The organism is uncultured Salinicola sp. (assembly GCF_937921195.1).
Taxonomy (GTDB): domain Bacteria; phylum Pseudomonadota; class Gammaproteobacteria; order Pseudomonadales; family Halomonadaceae; genus Salinicola.
The window spans coordinates 93403-110347 of record NZ_CALFQK010000099.1 but is presented as its reverse complement, the minus strand read 5'-3'; the positions used below and the strand labels follow the sequence as shown (position 1 = coordinate 110347).

Annotated in this window: 17 protein-coding genes and 2 tRNA genes; 16 read left to right on the top strand and 3 right to left on the bottom strand. The window is 62.3% G+C overall.

Going from position 1 to position 16945, the window contains the following annotated elements; translation table 11 throughout:
* Nucleotides 1-15 precede the first annotated feature (15 nt).
* From Q0602_RS10090 to Q0602_RS10080, 3 genes are all read left to right on the top strand, one after another.
* The gene (locus Q0602_RS10090) at nt 16-837 is read left to right on the top strand and encodes a DUF4157 domain-containing protein (RefSeq protein ID WP_298842428.1); all 822 of its coding nucleotides are present in this window, start codon (nt 16-18) and stop codon (nt 835-837) included.
* A 23-nt stretch (nt 838-860) separates the two neighbouring features.
* Complete coding sequence (locus Q0602_RS10085) at nt 861-1607, top strand: site-specific DNA-methyltransferase (protein WP_298842425.1); 747 nt, start codon at nt 861-863, stop codon at nt 1605-1607.
* Between the two features lie 67 nt (nt 1608-1674).
* On the top strand, nt 1675-2925 hold the full coding sequence (locus tag Q0602_RS10080) for a hypothetical protein (protein WP_298842422.1): 1251 nt from the start codon (nt 1675-1677) through the stop codon (nt 2923-2925).
* Nucleotides 2926-2927: 2 nt separating this feature from the next.
* Here the strand turns inward: Q0602_RS10080 and Q0602_RS10075 are convergent, their stop codons facing one another.
* Entirely contained in the window at nt 2928-3521 is a 594-nt protein-coding gene (locus Q0602_RS10075; RefSeq protein ID WP_298842419.1) for a hypothetical protein, read from the bottom strand.
* 20 nt (nt 3522-3541) lie between these two features.
* On the opposite strand from Q0602_RS10075, the gene Q0602_RS10070 reads away from it, so the two are divergent.
* From Q0602_RS10070 to Q0602_RS10060, 3 genes are read left to right on the top strand one after another with little or no spacing between them, the layout of a single operon-like run.
* A complete protein-coding gene (locus tag Q0602_RS10070) occupies nt 3542-3799 on the top strand; it encodes a hypothetical protein (RefSeq protein ID WP_298842416.1) in 258 nt (85 codons plus the stop codon).
* Between the two features lie 3 nt (nt 3800-3802).
* Nucleotides 3803-4876 (top strand): hypothetical protein, encoded by a 1074-nt coding sequence (locus tag Q0602_RS10065; RefSeq protein WP_298842413.1) that lies wholly within the window; start codon nt 3803-3805, stop codon nt 4874-4876.
* Nucleotides 4869-4994 carry a hypothetical protein gene (locus tag Q0602_RS10060; RefSeq protein ID WP_298842410.1) on the top strand — a complete coding sequence of 42 codons (126 nt, stop codon included), beginning with the start codon at nt 4869-4871 and terminating at the stop codon, nt 4992-4994. The genes Q0602_RS10065 and Q0602_RS10060 overlap by 8 nt, the downstream gene beginning before the upstream one ends.
* Before the next feature lie 3 nt (nt 4995-4997).
* On the opposite strand, the gene Q0602_RS10055 is transcribed toward Q0602_RS10060, so the two are convergent.
* A tRNA-Trp gene (locus Q0602_RS10055) sits at nt 4998-5073 on the bottom strand.
* 10 nt (nt 5074-5083) lie between these two features.
* A tRNA-Pro gene (locus Q0602_RS10050) sits at nt 5084-5159 on the bottom strand.
* A gap of 507 nt (nt 5160-5666) precedes the next feature.
* Here Q0602_RS10050 and Q0602_RS10045 point away from each other — a divergent pair.
* From Q0602_RS10045 to Q0602_RS10000, 10 genes are all read left to right on the top strand, one after another.
* Complete coding sequence (locus tag Q0602_RS10045) at nt 5667-6878, top strand: HlyD family efflux transporter periplasmic adaptor subunit (protein ID WP_298842407.1); 1212 nt, start codon at nt 5667-5669, stop codon at nt 6876-6878.
* A complete protein-coding gene (locus tag Q0602_RS10040) occupies nt 6839-9019 on the top strand; it encodes a peptidase domain-containing ABC transporter (RefSeq protein WP_367276959.1) in 2181 nt (726 codons plus the stop codon). Before Q0602_RS10045 ends, Q0602_RS10040 begins: the two co-directional genes overlap by 40 nt.
* A 42-nt stretch (nt 9020-9061) precedes the next feature.
* Nucleotides 9062-11362: an EAL domain-containing protein gene (locus Q0602_RS10035; protein WP_298842404.1), complete on the top strand. Its 2301-nt coding sequence runs from the start codon at nt 9062-9064 to the stop codon at nt 11360-11362.
* Between the two features lie 152 nt (nt 11363-11514).
* A complete protein-coding gene (locus Q0602_RS10030; protein WP_298842401.1) occupies nt 11515-12264 on the top strand; it encodes a crotonase/enoyl-CoA hydratase family protein in 750 nt (249 codons plus the stop codon).
* Between the two features lie 50 nt (nt 12265-12314).
* Nucleotides 12315-13388 (top strand): hypothetical protein, encoded by a 1074-nt coding sequence (locus Q0602_RS10025; protein WP_298842398.1) that lies wholly within the window; start codon nt 12315-12317, stop codon nt 13386-13388.
* Nucleotides 13385-13537 carry a hypothetical protein gene (locus Q0602_RS10020; RefSeq protein ID WP_298842391.1) on the top strand — a complete coding sequence of 51 codons (153 nt, stop codon included), beginning with the start codon at nt 13385-13387 and terminating at the stop codon, nt 13535-13537. Before Q0602_RS10025 ends, Q0602_RS10020 begins: the two co-directional genes overlap by 4 nt.
* A gap of 38 nt (nt 13538-13575) precedes the next feature.
* Nucleotides 13576-14676, top strand: coding sequence for a DNA/RNA non-specific endonuclease (locus Q0602_RS10015; protein WP_298842388.1), 1101 nt, complete (start codon nt 13576-13578; stop codon nt 14674-14676).
* A 40-nt stretch (nt 14677-14716) separates the two neighbouring features.
* Nucleotides 14717-14950, top strand: a complete 234-nt coding sequence (locus Q0602_RS10010; RefSeq protein WP_298842385.1) for a hypothetical protein — start codon at nt 14717-14719, stop codon at nt 14948-14950.
* A 73-nt stretch (nt 14951-15023) separates the two neighbouring features.
* On the top strand, nt 15024-16166 hold the full coding sequence (locus tag Q0602_RS10005; RefSeq protein WP_298842382.1) for a hypothetical protein: 1143 nt from the start codon (nt 15024-15026) through the stop codon (nt 16164-16166).
* Nucleotides 16167-16225: 59 nt separating this feature from the next.
* Entirely contained in the window at nt 16226-16939 is a 714-nt protein-coding gene (locus tag Q0602_RS10000; protein ID WP_298842379.1) for a uracil-DNA glycosylase family protein, read from the top strand.
* Nucleotides 16940-16945: the final 6 nt, after the last annotated feature.

Sequence of the window (16945 nt, the reverse complement as noted above, 5' to 3'; positions counted from 1 at the left end):
ACACAGGAGAAGACCATGAAGAGCCAGATCAGGCCACGACGGCGGAGCAGGGGGCTGATAGTCCTCGCGATCGCCTGCGCGGCCCTGACCGGCACCATCGGCGGTGCGATCGGGGGAGCAGCCGGTGCCTATTGGGTGGTGGAGCGGATGGCCAAGCCGCGGTTCGCACCCAAGATCAAGAATGCCGTCGTCTCCTACGAGATGCCTTCGGACGGAGCCCGTCCCGTGGACATCATCGGCATCAACAAGGCCGGCACACCCCTCAACCCGTGTCTGATCGCCTTCCTCGACGAGCAACGCGACATCCTGCCAAATGCCGACTGGTCCACCGTCAGGATAAATCCCTACTTCAAGATCGAACCCGACATCATCACCGAGATGGCCTTCGCGCGGGGAGCCGCCGCCATCACGAGACGCAACGAGATCTACGTGCGAGTGCCCGACGCCACCGAGGGTCTCAACGGCATGAACGAGCGACTGATGTTCCATGAGCTCGTCCATGTCGACCAATACGCCTCGGGACGGATGGATCTGCCGGACTACGCCGCCAGCGCGGCATACAGCTATGCCAATGGCTCCGATGCCCACGACAACGCCTACGAGTTCGAGGCCCGTGATCTCGAACTGGAGCTCGTCGAGCGGTGGGTGCGCAGCCCGCAGCGACTCGACTGTCACAAGGACGTACCCAAGGACGGGAAGCGCGCCGCGAGCGAGAGACCGCACGGACAGTATGCGATCTACAACCGCGACAGGCAGGAATACGAGATCATACAGCACACCGCTCATGAAGGACGCGGCTTCCCCATCGTCAGACCCGACGAGGAGGCGGGTCGATAGAAGGCGGCAAGGAAGGAAAAGACATGTCAGAACGACGCGTGGTCGACATCGGACCTGCGAGGCTCATACTGGGCGATGCCTACCAGGAACGCCCCAATCTCGGCCGCAGGGACGCGGACATCATGGATCCGCCATATCTCATAGCCACCAGCGGCGGTGGGAAGCTAAGGAAGAGCAGGACCTACCTCAACGACTTGGCCGACCAGGGTCTCGCCGACGACTTCGATCATTCGATCATCAACGGACTGCTGTGCGGATCGGCATCCGTGTTCTGCTCGAACGACCAGCTGCCCACCCTCCTGCCTTACCTCAACGGCACCTTCCACCGATTCGCTCTCGGGTTCATCGCCAAGCGTAATCCCCTTCCCTTGGGGAACAAGAGTCTGCTTTCAGATGTAGAGCCAGTCATCCGATGCTGGAATCCCGGATACCATCCCATCGGAGAGATCATGGACCGTCGAAAGGGCCTGATCCTGGATGCGGACGCATACGATGATGCCTGTTTCGTCGAGAACATCGCCGAGGAATCCAAGGTCGCGCCGTCCAAGACCTTCGGGCATCCGACGGTGAAGCCGCTGGAGATCATGCGGCGCCTCGTCCGGACGACCAACGGCGAGGAGATCGTCGATTCCTTCATGGGGACCGGAACGACCGGTGTCGCCTGCATCCTGGAAGGCAAGCGCTTCATCGGTATCGAGAAGGACGAGAAGCACTTCGAGACGGCCTGCAGGCGTATCGAAGACGCGCTGCGCAGTCTCGAGGCCACATGAAAACATGATGCAACCTGCGAAAATGTGGTAGACTCCATCCTGAAACCACATATTCAGGAGAGCCCGCGTGGATCCGGTACAGAGCGCCAAGACCTTCATCCGTCAATACGAGCGTCTTGAGGATCTCGACATGATGGCGAACGCCAAGGCGGGCGAGGCGAGACGAACCCACGATTTCGTCCGCATCGACCTGCCTCTCATGATCGATGCCTCGGAAGGACGCGATCCTCGCACGCGCGACGATCTGCACCCGCGTCAGGAGGCGCTTCTCGAGCTCTCACCCGCCGACATGTCGAATCGCATCAATTCAGACATGGAAACGGCACGCAGGGTCCTCGGCTGGAATGCACCGTTCGCCAAGGACGAGACCAGGGACTTCATCCTCGGCAAGGAGACCTTCACGCACGAACTCCGCAACGACTTCGTCGCGAAGCAGGAGATGCACCGCGATGCCGATCGCAGCGCCTCCTACGTGAACAGCCCGGAATCCCCACTCGATCCGGAGATGTTCGAGCAGGTCCGCTCGCAGGAGGCCCATGGAGGCTACTACCGGCCGGGTGACAGCGTGATCGCACCGCCCCGGGACAGGCAGCCCGACGAGGATCCCTTCTCCTTCTCCTCGAAGAAGATCGAGGAGGTGATGCTCTCGAGAGTGAGCCAGGATTCCCCCTCCTACTATTCCAGTTACAGGCTCGAAGGCGAGACCGACTACCGCAAGAGGTCGGAACTTCTCGACCCCCGGGGCACACAGCACTCCTATGGCGTCATCGCCGAGGGGGCGGGGCGTCTCTACTACATCGAGACGGAATCCCCGTTCGGACCGGTCGAACCCGAGAACATGGTCGCACGCGAGATAGCGGGCATCGAGAAGACCATGGTCGATCGCATCGAGAGAGACATACTCGACGATCGCAGCGACGCCCTCCAGAACGGCCTCTACACGCAGGAGGACATCCACGGACCGCAGATCGTGCCAAAGGACATGCGTGACGTACTCGGATTCGATTCCGCGACCAGAGAGCCGATCGCGGGTGAATTCACCTATCACGGGGTCGACGGCCCGAACGACAGGACCGGACCGATCGTCATCGAGGCCAGCTCCTGGCAGTCGGGTGCGGGAGAGGACGAGCGAGGGTGGGCCACCAAGGTGATCCGTGCCCATCTCGAGAAATACGAGTTCCCGTCCATGAGTATCGCCGAGAAGAGCGCCAAGGACCGTCTGAGCGGCATGAACACCATCAACGAGCCGCGCACGGAGACCATTCGCCACACCAGCCAGCAGATGGCCATCGCCGCCCAGATGGGCCGGGGAATGTGAGATCAGCGGGGCCTGCCCATCCTCTCCACCAGGAAGATCTCGCAGGCCCCGTCTCCTTCGTCCAGCCGTGTCATCGATGTCCGCATCATCCCTCCATCGGCGCGGCGCGCATCGACCAGATAACCCGAAAGACGCACTACCTCGCCTTCCTCCACATTCATGATGTCCCGTGATATCGAGGCGGACGAAGGTACGATGTGCCAGTTCGCCGAACCATGCCGGAACACCGACACGTCGATCGGTTCCGGGTCTCCCTTCTGCGACGGCACCTCGTATCGCCAGGAATAGCGGCGCCAGGGCTGCTGGATGCGGAATTGACTGCGCACGCCGAGCCGGGCGGCATCGCCCCACGCCACTGCGAGATCGACAGGGGAATAAGCGGACAAGGGATCATCCGCCCTCGTCTCGTATTCTCTCCTCGATAGCACCAGGACCTCCGCGTCGAAACGAGCGACGCGTATCAGACCTCCCTGCTCGATGGATTCCGCGGATCCTTCCCCGATCTCCACCTGGTGCGGATCCGGAAGAGGCCCGTCCCATGGGGACGAACATCCCGCCAATGCAATACCCGACAGAAGAATGAGGATGCGTTCCATCCTCCCAGAAAGGAAAAAACATGACCGAAGTCAATCTCAACGAGAACGGTGACGCCATCTTCGAGATCGTGACCACAACGAGAGTGATCGCACCCGCCGGCACCACATACGAGGAGTTGCCCGGAGGGCATGGCGCCCTGATCCTCCCCGACGGGACGCGTATCAAGAGCTTCGTCGTGTTCGAGCGCGGTGAGGAGGAGGACCTCGACCACGAGCAGATGCTCGAACTGGGATGCGAGGCCGAGGACATCTCGCGCGTCATCACGGAACGGGACTGAACGATGCGCGTCCACGAGGCCCAGGTCGTCATCGCCTGCACCTACAGACGGACACCCGACGAAGACGATCGCGGATTTCCCGATCCTCCCGACCCATGGGCGGGTGAATGGTCGATCAAGGACAAGGCCGCGGTCTCGGTCCACGACGATGCCCACGAATGCCTGATCGTCTACGAAGGCGTTCTTTCCGTCTGGGAACCCAACCGCGCAAAGGCGATCGAACGAGTCGAGGAATGGTGCAAGACGCTGTCCTGGAGCGAGACCGCACCGCAGCGGTTCGTCGCGGATCGATGGAACCGCAAGGACATCAGCGTCGTCTCCTGTCGCATCACCGGCACGAGGAAAGTCTCCATGGCGCACTCCATAGGACTTCCCTGGAGTCTGCTGGCCGATCCGACGCTATCGATGCACGGCAGTTCGGTGAAGCAACGATACAATTCGGTCAGGATCGACATCGCTCTCCAGGCGCTGCACGATCTCTATGTCAGCGCGGAGGGATACGACGAGGACGATCGCTGGGTGACATGGACCACCAGAGGCCTCCTGAGCGGCGGATGCCAGGAGCACGGCTTCGGCTACGGATGGAAGGTCGCTCCCGTCACTTCCCTGGACAGCATAGGCAGGCGCTTCCAGTATGCCCTGATGGCAAGAGGGCGTGAGGCCAGCCGGCGATGGAAGTCGGAGAACGGCATCACGCACGACGGGGCACATGTCCTGTCCCGAGCCGTGCCACGGGAGACGAAGGAGGGGACAAGTGCATCCGCGATCCAGACCCTCATGTCGATGAGAGGATGCCGCCTCGGGCACCAGCTGAACGGGATGCATCCAGGAGCGCGGATCATAACTGATTTCGGCATCGGCCTGACCGGGGAGGGAATCGTCGTCATGATGTCCTACGGTTACCAGGGGTCGTCCTGGACACAGATCCTGGCCAGTAGCCGGCTGGGCGAGCCGTTCATGGAAACACTCTCTCGGGGTGCAAGGCTCGCCAACGCACTCGTCCCCGATGCGAGACAACAGGTGTCGGATCTGGCATGGAAGAGAAGAGACGAGGAAAGGGAGAGGGAGTATGCATAGGAAAGTCGCACTGCTGGCGACCATGGCGGCCGTGACGATCGGTGCTGCGGCAGCAGCCGTCGCATTGATGGCGCTGAGCCGTCTCGACATCGACTTCGACGACATCGACTGGGGATGATCCTGGCAGGGGTGTTCGGACTCGAACCGAAGGCCTCTGGTTTTGGAGACCAGCGCTCTACCAACTGAGCTACACCCCTTCAGGATTTCTGGTCGGGGAGACAGGACTCGAACCTGCGACCCTCCGGTCCCAAACCGGATGCTCTACCACCTGAGCTACTCCCCGATAAACGGAAGAGCACGATTTCGCTGTCTGGTCTGGGAATTCTAACCGGACACGCTACCGACAGACGCGGGGCGTGCGGTCCCGCGTCTCAGTGGCTCGGTCGCCAGGGGAGGTTCCGGTTCGTGAACATGGCCGGCAATATGACCCGATGTCGGCTCTTCGTCAACACTCTAAATTCGTTAAGGGAAAAAGAACCCATCCTGTTAATAGGCTGTTTACCTCGTCCTCATTTTGAGGCTAGCATTCGTCGGGCGGGCAATTCCGCCCGTGAGCTACAGAAAGGTCAACACCATGCGTGAACTCAGCCAGGACGAACAGCGTCAGGTCGCAGGCGGAACCGGCAACACCGGCGCCAACGGCGGAGTCATCGGCTAAGACCGATAACCGGACCAAGTCCGACAACGAGGGGCGCGGGACCACGGTCTCCGCGCCCCTTTCCTTTTCCCCGTGCAAATCGTCTCACGGAGCGGCTTAGGGAAGAGGCGCGGATCATCCTATAAGCGCCCCATGAGCGACGACGAACTCTTCCGGAACAAGGCGGTCGAGGCCCAGAACGTGATGAACGGGAGGGTCCGTGTCGCGCCGCCGACGAGTTGGACGGCGACCACCGTGTTGTTGGGCGTCATCCTCGCCGGAGCCATCGCCTTCGCCTCCATGGCGACCTTCTCGCGCACCGTCGAGGTCAAGGGATCTCTCGATACCGTCGCGGCATCCATGCAGATCGTCGCTCCGGCACGAGGCAGGGTCAGGCTGTCGCACCGACAGGGGGACGATATCGAGGTGGGCGAGACCATCGCGGTGACAAGGCTGGAGACGCTGTCCGGTGATGACGGTCAGATCGATCGACGCAGGGACATTCTTCAGAGTGAGATAGATGATGCCCGAAGGAGGGCGGATGCCGCACGTCAGGCCGGAGAGGCTCGGGCAAGCGCGAACATCTCACGGGCCCGCGCGGCGCGACAACGCGGAGACGCGCTGGCATCCCAGCTCGAGCAGGCCCGCCGACAGACAGCGGTCGCGATCACCGATCTGGATCGGGCGAGGAGCATCGCGGAAAGGGGCTTCCTCTCCAAGAGGGATCTCGAGTCCCGCGAATCGGAAGTCAGCCGCAGGCGCCAGGAGGAGGCGCGCATAGCGGAGGAGATCGCGCGGGCTCACGGGGAGGCGCTGGAAGCCGAGGCACTGGCAACCCAGGCAAGGAGCGAATCCGTTTTCAGCGCCGAGGACGCACTGCAGGCCGCGAGTCGCGCACGCAGGGATCTCGCCGCTGACGAAGCCGTTCGCGAAACCCGTCACGACAGTGACATCGCAGGACGGATAGCCTCCTTGCCGGTCAAGGACGGGGAGACCGTCGATGCCGGACAGATCATCGCCATCGTCGTCCCGGAGGAGGACGACATGGTCGCGGTCATGCGGATGCCGGCCGGCTCCATGTCCGACCTCAGGGAGGGCCAGGAGATAGGCGTCTCGGTGGATGCATACCCCTATCAGACTTACGGGATGATCAAGACCAGGATATCGAGGATATCGAGGTTCGCAGTGGAGGGAAAAGACGGGCCCGAATACGAGATAGAAGCCAACATGCCGAAGACGATGATGGTCTACGGCGAACCAGTGGCGCTCCTTCCCGGTATGACCCTGACGGCCAGGATCACCACACGCAGGAGATCCATCATGGAATGGATCCTCGAGCCTCTCTATGCGGTCGGCAGACGATGAGCGTGCGTAGCGACATCCTCAAGGACGGTCCCATCGTCACCCTCAGACGCACGCGCAGGATCAGGACCATCCAGCAGACCGAGGTAGCCGAGTGCGGCATCGCCAGTCTGGCGATGATATCCGCCTACTGGGGCAAGGATCTCGGCATGGACGAGATGAGGCGCCGCTACCCGGTGACCTCCAGAGGGACGAGCCTGTCCGATCTCACCCGGATCGCCAGTTCGCTCCATCTCTCCACCAGGTCGTTGAAGCTCGAGATGGAGCATCTTCCCGAACTGTCCTACCCCGCCATCCTCCACTGGGGCATGAACCACTTCGTGGTCGCCGAGAAGGAGAAGGGCGGAAGGCTCTACATCCACGATCCCGCCCACGGCACGGGGTCCTGGCACGGTCGCGATTCGATCGATCGAAACTTCACCGGCATCGCGATGGAGGTCGAGCCCTCATCGGACTTCGAGCCCGAGACCCAGCGCCGAAGGCTCGGGCTGAGCGAACTGTGGGGAAGGGCCGAAGGTCTGGCCGCCACCATACTCCAGGCACTCGTCCTGTCCCTGGTCCTCCAGGCGTTCGTGCTCGCATCACCCTATTTCCTGCAGGTCGCCGTCGACGAGGCGATCCCGGCCGACGACACCGACTTCATCACCGCGCTGGGTCTGGGTTTCGCAGGGTTCGCCGTGATAACGGGAATCGCCTACGCCATGAGGGGCTTCGTGCTCCTGTCGGCCGGCACCATGCTATCCTATGCGATGTCGACCAACGTCGCCAGGCACATGCTCAGGCTGCCCGTGTCATGGTTCGAGAAGCGGAGCGTCGGAGACGTCCTCTCCCGCTTCCAGTCGATACAACCGCTCAGACTCCTGATGACGGAAGGAATGTCCGCAGCATTGCTCGATGGACTGATGGCCGGTCTCACGCTGGTGGCAATGATCGTCTACTCACCGATGCTCGCGACAATACCGATCGTCTCGATCGCAATATACTGCCTGATCAGATGGTTCACCCTCGACAGGGAAAAGGCGACGGAAGCGGAATCGATCATCGCCCTCGGGCGTGAGCAGAGCGCCATGATCGAGACCCTCCGCGGAATGACCACCATACGGCTCGCAGGACGTGAGTCCCTCAGGCAGGCCGCCTGGCAGAACAGGCTCACCGACCTGCTCAGCGAGCGGTACGCGCGCGAGAAGATAAAGACCGTGCAGCAGGCCGGCGGACACATGCTCGAAGCCATCGAGACGGTGGCCGTGGTCTGGTCAGGGGCGTTCCTCGTCATCGAGGGCGGCTTCTCGATCGGCATGCTCTTCGCCTTCGCCGCGTGGAGACTCCAGTTCTCGCTCGCGGCCAGGAGGGTCGTCGATCAGGGTGCGGAGTGGCGCAAGGCCAAGCTTCATCTCGCACGACTCTCCGACATCGCCTTCTTCGCTCAGGATCCGGGCTTCGACGAGCCGGAGTTCCAGCGCGACCCCCTGGAGGGCCGGATCGAACTCAGGGGCGTATCCCACAGATACGGGGAGTTCGAGGCCGACGTCCTGCAGGACATCGATCTACTGATCGAGCCGGGAGAGAACATCGTCATAACCGGGCCGAGCGGCAGCGGTAAGAGCACACTCATCAAGATAATCCTCGGTCTGGTGGATCCGACCGGAGGAGAGGTGCTCGTCGACGGACAGCCTCTCTCGCGATACGGTCGCAGGGCCTACCGATCACAGGTCGGAGCAGTGCTGCAGGAGGACACCCTCTTCACAGGGTCAATCGCGGACAACGTGAGCGGCTTCACCGGATCCGACCCCCAGCGCGTCCGAGAGGCGCTTGCGGGAGCATCGGTCCTCGAGGATGTCGAGGCGATGGCCATGCGCGAACACACTCTCGTGGGGGACATGGGGTCGACGCTGTCCGGAGGGCAGAAGCAGCGCATCCTCATAGCCAGGGCCCTCTACCAGAAGCCACGGATACTCATCCTCGATGAAGGCACGTCGCATCTCGATGCTGCGCATGAGTCAAATGTTAACGCAACTCTGGGAGCGATGGGGATCACCCGGATAGGGATCGCCCATCGCCGAGAGACCATAGAGGCCGCCGACCGGATCGTGACGATCGGGGGCGGCAGGATCGTAGAAGACAGAATTTCAGATACAAGGTGCTGAAGGGAAAACCCTTTCGGTGCCACAGAACCGAAAGGACCCGACATGCAGATCCTCAGAGCGCATGCCATCAAGAAGGCCGACAACATCGCCTATGCCATGGCGTTGATAGTCGCCCTCCTGTGTCTCGCCATCGGCTTCGGGACACAGATCGACGACATGCTCCGCGAACAGCGTCAGCAGATCCACAAGAAGGAGCCCACCGGGAAGATCGGCATCATCGCCATCGACGACCGCAGCATCGAACAGATCGGTGCCTTCCCATGGTCGCGCGCGACGCACGGGCGATTGATCGATAGCCTCCAGGGCTCGGGCATCGAGCGACTGGCCTTCGATGTCGCCTTCGTCACCGAATCACAGGATCCAGCGGCCGACGACAAGCTGGCCGCCGCCATCGGCGATTCGAATTTCCCGGTCGCCCTCGCGCTCCCCACCATCGACAGCGGCGACGTGGACAGCTCCGCCATGCAGGGCAACCATCCGATCGACAAGTTCACCGACAGGGGCGGCGTTCCGGTCTCCATCTGGTTCGAGATGAACGGCGAAGGCGCGGTCGAGGACATCCCGACGGGCTGGATGATCGACGAAAGCCTCACCCCGACAATCTCCGGATGGCTCGCCGACGTCCCGACACGGGTCGCCACGCTACCGATCGACTGGAGCATCAACGATCGGAACATGCCCACCTATTCCTATTCGGACATCCTCGAGAACGGTCCGCGACCGGAGATGGAGGGGATGTCCCTCATCGTAGGAGCGCACAGTTCGATCCTGGGCGATTCCTACGCGATCCCGGGTGGACGCATCACCCCGGGAGCCCGCATCCACGCAGTGGGAGCCGAGACCCTCATCAACGGGGCCATGCCGGTCGCTCCGGTATACGCGGCCGCCCTGGTCGCGCTGCTCCTGGCGGCCACGGCAATGCTCACCAGCCAGACCTACAAGCACTATGTCACCTACGGCGCAATCCTGGCCCTCCTTCCCATCGCGCAATGGGAGCTGGCCCGCAACGAGATCGTGGATATCAGCGTCGGATCGGCGATGGTCACCATGGTGTTCCTCCTGGCAGTCACGGCTCTGATCCACATGATCCGTTACTTCTACAGCCGGATGACACAGAACGAGGGCACCGGCATTCCCAATCTCACCGCCATGAAGCTCGGGTCGCACGATCTCGGATCCACTCTCGTGATGAGCATCAAGAACCATGTCGACATCATCTCGGAGCTGGGCCCCGAGGGGAGGGACCGCGTGATGGCAAAGGTCGCCAAGATGCTCGAGATGGGAAGCAACGGGCGGGCGATCTACCAGGTCGACGCCTCCACCTTCGCCTGGCGGGGAGGCAACGACATCGAACACGAGGTCACCCAGATCGAGAGCCTGCTCGTCATGCTCCGGAACGGCGTGAGCTTCGGGAACGGGAAGATCGACATCCACGCCGTCGCGGGAATCGAGAAGGACCAGACGCTCGGCATCGAACGGGCGGTCTCCAATGCGGCCATCGCGTCCAACCGCGCCGCCGAGCGCGGCATCTCCTGGGAGATCTACGAAGCCCATGACACCGAGGAGATGTGGAAGATCAGCGTGGTCTCCGAGATCTCCACCGCCATCGAGAACGAGGATCTATGGGTCGCCTATCAGCCTAAGGTCGACAGCAGCGACGGCACCATCATCGGCGCCGAAGCCCTCGTGCGCTGGAAGCACCCGACACGCGGTGACGTGAGGCCCGATGCATTCATCCCTCTGCTCGAGAAGGCGAACCGCACCGACGATCTCACGCGCTTCATGCTCAACCGTGCCGTCAGCGACTTCAGTCAGATGCCCGGCTGCACGGTGGCCGTGAACGTCTCGCCGCTCATGATCGGAACCGGTAGGCTGTGCGCCATGGTGAAGGAGGCCATCGCACGCAGCGACTTCGATCCGTCCTGCCTCACGGTCGAGGTCACCGAATCCGAGCGCTTCACGCGGGAAGAATCGATCAGGGAGCTGGAGGACATCAAGGCTCTCGGCGTGAAGATCTCGATCGACGACTACGGGATGGGCAATTCCACGGTCAACTACCTCAAGATCCTGCCGGCGGACGAACTGAAGATCGACCGGTCCTTCATCTCCAACATGCTCACCAGCCACAGCGATCGTATCGTGGTCGGCTCCACCATCCGGCTCGCGCACGAGATGGGCCTGAAGGTCGTCGCGGAAGGGGTGGAGAGCGCCGAGATACAGGCCTGCCTGCGCGAGATGGGGTGCGACTTCATCCAGGGCTACCACACCGGCAGGCCCGTGTGCATCGAGGAGTACATGGACTTCTCACGCATCGTCAATTCCCATCGGAGGAAGACGGCCTGAGGAAAAACGATCCCGGCCACTTGGCCTAACAGCATCGGACGTCCTAGAATACGCCCCTGAACACAGGACAGGGGAAGACGTTGATAAGGGTCGCATCCGATAATCGGGACAATCTGCGCTTGCGCTGGAAGGGTCACAGACTGGACGTGACGATGGAGAATGACGGATATCCCGTCATGACCCACGGCCTGGTCAAGGAGTATCGCGATCTCCAGACGGGGTTCTCGGACAAGCCCGATACCGCTCCGCACTGGATGGTCGTCTCCTCGCCCTCCGGCAACGGCTTCTGCTACGGGGGAGACGCGGGGCTCCTCATCCGCAGCGTAAGGAACGGAGACAGGACCCTCCTCCACGACTACGCGCATGACTGCATAGACATGCTGCTCGACAACCTGAACGGTGCGGACGCCGATGTCATAACCATCGGTGTGGTCGACGGAGATGCCTTCGGTCTCGGATTCGAGGCCGCCATGAGCTTCGACTACCTGGTGGCGACACCGCGTTCGCGCTTCGCCTTCCCCGACACAGAGTTCGGTCTCTTCCCCGGCATGGGCGCTCAGATGTTCCTCTCGCGGAAGATCGGCATGGCCGCGGCGAACCGCATGATCAACGAGGGCATCGTCACCGGAGCCTCCGACATGTGCGACCATGGCATCGTGACACACATGTCGGAGCCCGACGATATCGAGGCCACGGTGGGAGGCATAATCAAGCGCAACGAATCGCGTCGGAGCGCGATACTCTCAGCTAGGAGGGCCATGTCGAGAGCGTGCCCCATCGGTGAGAGCGATCTGCGCGACATCGTGGACATCTGGGTCGACAGCACCATGAAGACCAGCGGCGAGAACCTCGATCGCATCGAGGGCGCCATGAGGAATCCGGGGAACGCTAGCGCGATCTGACCATGCAGGGTCGATACGAGAGCGGCCGGGGCCCCGAAGCCGAACACGAGGTGGCGAGACGGCTCGAGTGGGATCCCTCCATTCTCCTCGCCCACTCCATCGCCACGATTCTCATCGTGGCCTGTGGCTCCCTGTCCATCTTCCTGTCAGAAGGGCCGGTCCTCGATCTCGTGGGAGCCGGATGGAGAACAGGTGCCGCTATCCTGCTGTGCTCCGCCGGTCGAACGGCCATGATCTCATGGAGGAGATGGAGCCGTGTCATTCCATCTCCCTCCTCCTTCCTTCTCCACCGCCTGCGCAGACTGGCACCGGTCCATCTCGTATCGTTCTCCCTGGTGGTCGCCGTGGTGTCGGCCTTCTCGCTCATGGGTATGCCGGATGAGGCGAGCTCCACGGGAGTCGCTCTCAACATCATTCCTCTCTGGCCCAACGCCTTCGCCGCACAGAACAATCCCTCCTGGTTCGTTCTCCAGGCACTGATCATCGGAAGCATCGCCGTCCCCGTCGTGTCCATGCTTCGAAGCGTGGCATCCAAGGTTCTGATCATCATCGTAATCGTGGCGACGGGGTCGGTCGTCCCCGAAGGGACGATATGGTCCGTCACGACCTTTCTGACCGCGACCTTCGTCATCGGAGCGCTGATAGAGAAGCAGGAGGGCTTGAGGCCCATGGCCCGGGCAGGGTTCCTCATCTTCTCCACGATACTGATGACAGCGGGTCAGGCCCTGTCCGAATTCCCCTCGCTCGGGACTTCCGGATCCATGGTCACAGCAATGGGGGCGGGTCTTCTCATCGCGACGATCCCCGCGGTCGGAATGATCGGCTCCATCAGGAAGCTGACCCGATACGCATATCCCGCCATCATGCTGCACTACCCCCTCCTGCGTTTCGGCGCGGTGACTGGCGGCCCTGTCAACGTGACGACCTCGGTCCTTGCCTTCATCATCCTCACATACGCAGCAGGACGCCTACTCGAGAAGCCCCACGCCAGGCAGAACCTGCGCAGGGCCATGATCCAGGAAGCCGGGCATAGAGCCATGGGCGACGAAATCACCGGGCTTCCATATCATCCTGAAAAAGGCGATAATCCGGGTGGACCGGAGAAGAGGAGTCGCGGGTCATGAGAAACAGGAAAGACGTCTACGGAGATCCCAGCGGGCGTGTGTTCGTAGCCCCGTTCGAGGACGAGGACGAAGAAGCCGCCTGGGTTGAGCAGGAAAAGCGCATAATGGAACAGCGGCCGCGTGCAGACGAAAGGCCGATCGCCGCCTGAGGAGCGCGGCGGCATACAGATACAGGACGGAAATACGGATGACAAAGAACGCGATCGCCATGGTCATGGCGCTACTGCTGGCCGCCTGCTCCTCGGAGGCGGAAGATCAGCAGGCAGCCGAAAATCCATGGACCGCGCAGGCAGGCGGCGCCGGGCAGTCCCAGGCTCCTTCCCAGGATTCCGCCGAGGACGAGGAAGGCGAAGACGGGGAAGATGGAGAGTCCGCCCCACGGCATCCCGCTGCTGACCCACCGAGGAAGAGCGGCAATTTCGGGAACTGCACGCACATGTTCCCGGGTGGCATCCCGCCGAGGATCGTCAACCCGGAATACGCCAATGCCATAACCCCGAAATACGACGAGGTCTGCTACCGCGCCTTCGCACTGGGTCATTCAGGTCTGACGCGGACCGCGATATGGTCCTCGGAGGTCCTGGACCCCCAGCGCATGAAGATGGCTTCGGGCATCGATCGCGACTCTAGCTTCGAGGCCGATCCGCAGATCGCAGAGGACCGTCGTTCCGAGCTCGACGACTACCGTCGCTCCGGATACGATCGAGGGCATCTCGCGCCGTCGGCGGACATGCCTTCACGCGAGGCCCAGCAGGAGAGCTTCAGGCTCTCCAACATCGTCCCTCAGGAAGGATCGATGAATGGCGGGGTCTGGAGGGAGCTCGAGATGAATGTCCGGCGCGAGGCGTGGAAGGGCAAGGTCTACGTCACCACCGGACCGATCTTCGAGAATGCCAACAAGGCCCTGCGCAAGCGGGTCCTCGTTCCCACCGCTCTCTACAAGGCCATGTTCACCGTCGACAAGGGCGCCGTGGTCTTCGTCATCAGCAACGACAAGGCCGCCGATACGAGAACGCTCAGTCTCGAGCAGTTCGCCACGATCTACGGGATCGATCCATTCCCCGCACTGACCGGACTGGTCCGACGCCACAACATCGCACTGGGACCCATACCCGAACAGGCCATCGCCGCGGACAGGGATGACGCAAGATCCGGATCGTCCTCCGGCAGGAAGGAATGCCGGGAGTTTCAGAGCGATTCCGGAACCTGGTACAAGGAGGACTTCTTCAAGATGACCTATGGGTCCGATGCGACGCCGAGGGGCATCAGGCCCTGTCAGACGCGATGATCAGAAGCAGGGAGAATACCTGATGAAGGAAAAAACCGAAATGTTCGAAAGGGCCCGACAGGAATCCGTGCAGGACATGGATATCACCTACGCACCCGAAGGTCTCACTCTCAGTGGTCACATGCGGATGCCAGCAGGACCGGATGGTGCACGGGTGGCACGTGAAATGGCGCGCCGGCTGGACGAGGCCGCAGACGGTCTCGAAGCCATGGAAGAGGTCAAGGACCTCCCGGCCGACACTGTCGATCCGAGATTCGGCAGGGCCTTCGACTAGAAAAAACGAGATCGGATTTCCGAATCCGGAAGAATCATCCTACAACCTCGTTAACCAGCACGGGAACACAAGCATGGCAACCGCAGCTCCCCACCCCTTCATCAGGGGGACGAAGGTCCACGGCATACGCCGTGAAGAGCCCCGAGTGGTGCCCTTGGCACAGACGCGTGAAGCGGAGCCCGTCCACTACGAGACCGAGGTCCAGCGTCCGGCAGGTCGAAGGGTGATCCATCTGGCAGGCGCCGCCGCGATCATGGTCGCTCTCGCGGGAGGGTCCTATGCCGCCTACAGCTACGGGAGCATGCCCGACGCCGGAATACAGTCGGCACAGGCCGGCGGGGTGGAACGCGTGGAACTCGCTGCGGCGGTTCCTGCTCCTGCCCTCGTCGGCAACCGGATCCCAGACGACTACCCGGCGATCTATCCCGGGGAACAGCTCGTCACCTATCATCTCACGCCTCTCCCCGGCGAGAGCACACTACAGGAAACCGACGACGACGGATGCCAGTGGCTCAGGGTCCAGGACAAGACCGAAGGCATCCTCGTCTATCCGATGCTCGGCACGGACGGTTCGCATCTCTGTAGCGATCCGTCACTGGCCATCCAGCCCGAGACAGCCCGAATGGTGGGCGGTTCCATACCCGCAGTCGCCGGCTCGTCAGTGCGCGTCGTGCAGATCAGGGAGGCCGCGAGCGGAAAGCTCTTGGCGGCGGACGGGACGGCACGGACCAACTCGACCCCCTTCCTCCCGAACTTCGCCGATCAGGGTTCGACGCGTGACATGATACGCCAACAGGTCGCACACCAGCTCTCGGCCGAGGGGTCTCCTGCTGCGGCCAGCGTCACGAGTCTGCCCTCGCAGGCCGCACCGGCCCGTGTCGCACGCATAAGCACTGCTTCGGACGAAGAGGCCAATCCGGCGCCCCGCGCCAGGACCCAGGTCGCAGCCGTCCGGAAAGAGACGCAGCGACCCGATCCGCGTCCGATGGAGCCGATCCGGCGTGCGCCGGCATACGTGCCCCCGGCCGATGACGAGATGGTCCCGATCTCGCAGAACCCGAACTACGCGAATGACACCAAGGTCCCCATGACGGACCAGGGGAGCGGACTGCGCGCCATACGGCCCGGGGATCCGCCGCGTCTTCCCGGTCAGCGACAGGCGGACAGCCCGGCGGGAAGTCCGCTGGAGGGATACGCCAGCATATCGGGCAACTGATCCGCCATTCATCCAGGAGAGGCGGGAGACCGCAATCCTCAAGGTGAAAGGAAAAGGAAATGGACAAGTTCCATCTGTCTGAACGCGAGTGCGTCGCCCAGGCAATCGAGGCCGCTGCGGCGGCCCCCGACCTCGGAGCCCTGTATCGCGCCATCCGGGACTACGAAGGACACGATCTCGCGGCCGGCAAGGACTACACGCCTTCCCAGCTTGCCGACACTCCTGACCCGATCATGATCGTGACGGAGAAGCCGGAGGACGAGGACCGCGAGGAGGGCCGTCCCTTCTCGGGGGAATACGGCACCATCATGCGCAATGCCGCAGGCCTCGTCGGTGTGGACCTCGACGCCTGCCATATCGCCTACGCGATCCACTGGACGCCCGATGAGGACAAGTCGCCGAACAAGACGCAGATCGCAGCGTCACGCCCGTTCCTCTACAGGGAGATCGAGCTGGTGCGACCACGGGCAATCCTCGCCCAGGGTCGCGCCGTCATCGAGTCCCTCGCACACTATCGCGGCAGCGTGCTCGAGATATATGGGCAGACGATGAACTTCCGCCGCGGCGATGTCGACGTGCAGATGTATATGACGGCACACCCTGCATACTGCATGTATTCGGGGACCTACTTCTCGACCTTCGTGAGCAATCTGAAGGAGTTCTTCTCGCGCTACGGACGCGAGGACGAGAGGACCCTGCCCGGGACGTTCGAGCAGAAGACCAGCGTCCATCTGGACGACGGCCCCATCTTCCCGAGGATCAAGGCCGCCTGAAGAGCG

What these genes read in the sequence shown, in the direction of transcription:
- Q0602_RS10015 (WP_298842388.1), top strand. Translation starts at nt 13,576, where the DNA reads ATGACAAAGAACGCGATCGCCATGGTCATGGCGCTACTGCTGGCCGCC.
- Q0602_RS10035 (WP_298842404.1), top strand. Translation starts at nt 9,062, where the DNA reads ATGCAGATCCTCAGAGCGCATGCCATCAAGAAGGCCGACAACATCGCC.
- Q0602_RS10010 (WP_298842385.1), top strand. Translation starts at nt 14,717, where the DNA reads ATGTTCGAAAGGGCCCGACAGGAATCCGTGCAGGACATGGATATCACC.
- Q0602_RS10060 (WP_298842410.1), top strand. Translation starts at nt 4,869, where the DNA reads ATGCATAGGAAAGTCGCACTGCTGGCGACCATGGCGGCCGTGACGATC.
- Q0602_RS10090 (WP_298842428.1), top strand. Translation starts at nt 16, where the DNA reads ATGAAGAGCCAGATCAGGCCACGACGGCGGAGCAGGGGGCTGATAGTC.
- Q0602_RS10075 (WP_298842419.1), bottom strand. Translation starts at nt 3,521, where the DNA reads ATGGAACGCATCCTCATTCTTCTGTCGGGTATTGCATTGGCGGGATGT.
- Q0602_RS10065 (WP_298842413.1), top strand. Translation starts at nt 3,803, where the DNA reads ATGCGCGTCCACGAGGCCCAGGTCGTCATCGCCTGCACCTACAGACGG.
- Q0602_RS10020 (WP_298842391.1), top strand. Translation starts at nt 13,385, where the DNA reads ATGAGAAACAGGAAAGACGTCTACGGAGATCCCAGCGGGCGTGTGTTC.
- Q0602_RS10070 (WP_298842416.1), top strand. Translation starts at nt 3,542, where the DNA reads ATGACCGAAGTCAATCTCAACGAGAACGGTGACGCCATCTTCGAGATC.
- Q0602_RS10030 (WP_298842401.1), top strand. Translation starts at nt 11,515, where the DNA reads ATGGAGAATGACGGATATCCCGTCATGACCCACGGCCTGGTCAAGGAG.
- Q0602_RS10040 (WP_367276959.1), top strand. Translation starts at nt 6,839, where the DNA reads ATGGATCCTCGAGCCTCTCTATGCGGTCGGCAGACGATGAGCGTGCGT.
- Q0602_RS10000 (WP_298842379.1), top strand. Translation starts at nt 16,226, where the DNA reads ATGGACAAGTTCCATCTGTCTGAACGCGAGTGCGTCGCCCAGGCAATC.
- Q0602_RS10085 (WP_298842425.1), top strand. Translation starts at nt 861, where the DNA reads ATGTCAGAACGACGCGTGGTCGACATCGGACCTGCGAGGCTCATACTG.
- Q0602_RS10045 (WP_298842407.1), top strand. Translation starts at nt 5,667, where the DNA reads ATGAGCGACGACGAACTCTTCCGGAACAAGGCGGTCGAGGCCCAGAAC.
- Q0602_RS10005 (WP_298842382.1), top strand. Translation starts at nt 15,024, where the DNA reads ATGGCAACCGCAGCTCCCCACCCCTTCATCAGGGGGACGAAGGTCCAC.